Annotated in this window: 1 protein-coding gene; it reads right to left on the bottom strand. The window is 62.4% G+C overall.

The window, feature by feature from the left end; translation table 11 throughout:
• Positions 1–1413, bottom strand: a 1413-nt coding sequence (locus CC207_RS27950; protein WP_371916506.1) for an immunoglobulin-like domain-containing protein, incomplete at both ends; no start/stop codon positions are given.

Below are 1413 nucleotides of genomic sequence, written 5' to 3'. Positions count from 1 at the left end.
GCTGACGGTGTCGGTGATTTGGACCGAAGCGTTGCCGCCCAGCTCCAGATTCTCGAAGGCCTTACCATCGACGGCAGCGTCGGTGATGCCAACGGTCAAGGTATCGCCGTCTTTGAAGACGTCGTCGCCTTGGGCCTTGGCCTTGTACTCGGCTTCGGTCTGACCGGCTGGAATGACAACTTTGTCGCCATTGGACAGAGTGACAGTCAGGTCGTGGTCGAGCTTCTGGCTGACCTTGACGGTGAAGGCTGGCTGCTGGTCTTCAGTGACATCGCCTTTGCCGACGATAGTAACGGAGACCTTGTCGCCCTGGTTGTCGGTACCAGGAGTACCAGTGCCAGGTTCATCGGTCACGGTCGTGGTGACGGTGTTGTCGCCGAGGGTCAGCTTCTCGAAGTTGTCGCCACCGGCAACCGATTCGATCTTGTTGACGATGCTCGGCTGGCCACCGACGAACACGTCGTCCGGCGCGGTGATGGTGAAGGTACCGCTGGCACTGCCAGCCGGGATGGTCACCTTGGTGCCATCGGTCAGGGTGAAGGTCAGGCCATTGTGGCCATTGACCGGCAGACCCTGGGCGTTGGTCAGGGTCACGGTGTAGGTGATCTGGCCGCCTTCGGTGACGGTGGTCTTGTCGGCGGTGAGGGTCGCAACGACTTCGCTGACGGTGTCGGTGATCTGCACGGTGGCATCGCCACCCAGTTCCAGGTTCTCGAAGGTCTTGCCCGCCACGCTGGCATCAGTCACGCCAAGGGTCACCGAGCTGGCGTCCTTGAACACGTCGTCGCCCTGAGCCGGCAGGCTGTAGGTGGCCTGGGTCTGGCCGGCGCTGATGACCACGGTGGCGCCATTGGACAGGGTCACGGTCAGGTCATGGTCGAGCTTCTGGCTGACCGACACGGTGAAGGTCGGCTGCTCGGCCTCGGTCACGTTGCCATTGCTGGCGATGCTGACGCTCACCGTGTCGATGCTGTCGCTGATCACGGTCTGGGTCGGCGTGGTGTCGGGTTCCAGCTTCTCGAAATTGCCACCGGTGGCACCGGTGATGCTGGTGCTGACCGTGCTGCCATTGACGAACACATCGTTGGCCGGGGTCTGGAAGTCAACGCTGCCGGTGCTTTCGCCGGCCTTGACGGTGATGGTCTGGCCGTTGGACAGGGTGACGGTGACCGGAGTCTGCGCCGGATTGGTAAGGGTCACGGTATAGGTGATCACGCCGCCTTCGGTGACGCTCGGGGTGGCGGTCAGGGTGGCGGTGGTGGTGTCGATCGAGTCGTTGATCTTCGTTTCAGCTGGCGTCGGGTTCGGCTCCAGTTTCTCGAAGTTGCCGCCCGTTGCCCCCGTGATCGTGGTGCTGACGGTGCTGCCGTTGTTGTAGACGTCATTGGCCGGGGTCTGGAAGTCGACACTGCC

The organism is Pseudomonas sp. DrBHI1, from assembly GCF_002205115.1.
Classification (GTDB): domain Bacteria; phylum Pseudomonadota; class Gammaproteobacteria; order Pseudomonadales; family Pseudomonadaceae; genus Aquipseudomonas; species Aquipseudomonas mosselii.
Note: the sequence above shows the minus strand (reverse complement) of the source record. Positions and strands in the feature narration are given on the sequence as shown.